The following is a 1437-nucleotide window of genomic DNA, read 5'->3' on the forward strand; positions in this document are numbered from 1 at the left end:
TGATCTCCGAGACGTCTTGGACATGGTTGGCCGCAGTACGGGCCAGCTTGCCTATCCGGCGAGGGCGAGGTTGTGCATCCGGGCGATGCCGAGCATGGCGTGGTGGACGCCGTCTCCTTTAAGGCGGCAGTCGCGGAGGATCTTCCAGGTCTTCATGCGGGCGAAGACGTGCTCGACGCGGGCCCGGACCTGCTTGTGGGACTTGTTGTGCTCTTCTTTCCAGTCCGGGAGTTCGGTCTGGCCGCGCTGGCGGCGGTGCGGGATGACGAGTCCGCTGCCCGGGTATCCGCCGTCGGCGATCGTGAGGGTCTTGCCGACGGCGGCCTTGGCGCCGGATTCCTCCCACGCCTTGCAGTCGTTGCGGTTCCCGGCAAGCGGCCGGCCGACCACGACGACCAGGCGGGTGTCGGCGTCGATGACGACCTGGTGGTTGGTGGAGTACCGGTAGTTCTTCGACCGCTCGGCGACGCTGTGATCCCGGGTGGGGACCAGGGTGCCGTCCCCGATGAGCACGGTGTCCTTCGCGAACCGCTTACGGGGCTGGAGCGCGAGCATCGGCCCGAGGTCGTCGATGATCCGGTCCGCCGCCGACTTCGAGACCCCGAACAGCGGAGCGAGCTGCCGCATGGTCAGGTTGGTTCGCCAGTAGGCGGTGACCAGCAGGGTCCGGTCTTCCAGCGGAAGGCTCCACGGCCGGCCCTTGCGGGCCGTGTCCACACCTGCGCGACGCAGCACCGTCACCAGCTTCCCGAAGGCACGCGGACTCAGCCCGGAGAACGGGGCTATCCAGGACGGCTCCGACGCCGTAATCACACCAGCCACATCGAGATCATCTCGCCCCATGCGACCACTTCTGCTCAGGCCCGTGGTCGAGAATCCTGCCATGAGCGAAGGTGACTGCCACGAGGCATCCACACGTACATTTCTTGCATGCGCAGCCGAAGTGGCCCGCCTGCTGGACCTTGAGGCTGCGGCCGACGTGCCTGAAGACCGACGTGCGCGGCACCTGGCCGGAGCCGCACGAAGGCCACTGCTGGAACGCGCCACCCTGCCCGAGGAGTTCTTCGATCCGCTGATGGCCGCTGCTGTCTACGACCCGGACCCAAGCTTCTGCCGCTGGTTCGTCGAGCCGGCGCTCTACGCATTCGGGCGCCGCAGGGTCATGACAGCACTGCTCGGCTACCTCCGCACGGGCACGCCCGCAGAGATAGCCGGTGCCCGCCGGGCCTGGTACTGCGCACACCTGCCACTACGCGCTGACCGGTCACCGGCCTACGCGCCCAGCGGAAGCCGCGATCCTGCCCTGGACGAAGTAGACGACGTAATGGACCAGTGGCGGAAGTCGTCCAGCACCCAGCAGCGTGATCACAGAGCCTCAGCGAGCCACGACCAAGCCTGAGACCCCCTGGCCAGAGGGCCGTGGCGCAACTCCTCGGG

General features: G+C 67.6%; 2 protein-coding genes. One reads left to right on the forward strand and one right to left on the reverse strand.

Features of this window, described 5'->3' with window-relative positions:
- Positions 1 to 51: 51 nt before the first annotated feature.
- Complete coding sequence (locus tag ACFYNX_RS33440; protein WP_388667305.1) at positions 52 to 822, reverse strand: transposase; 771 nt, start codon at positions 820 to 822, stop codon at positions 52 to 54.
- Between the two features lie 61 nt (positions 823 to 883).
- Here ACFYNX_RS33440 and ACFYNX_RS33445 point away from each other — a divergent pair, with 61 nt between their 5' ends.
- Positions 884 to 1399 carry a hypothetical protein gene (locus ACFYNX_RS33445; RefSeq protein WP_388667308.1) on the forward strand — a complete coding sequence of 172 codons (516 nt, stop codon included), beginning with the start codon at positions 884 to 886 and terminating at the stop codon, positions 1397 to 1399.
- Positions 1400 to 1437: the final 38 nt, after the last annotated feature.

Source organism: Streptomyces sp. NPDC007872, from assembly GCF_042868165.1.
Taxonomy (GTDB): domain Bacteria; phylum Actinomycetota; class Actinomycetes; order Streptomycetales; family Streptomycetaceae; genus Streptomyces.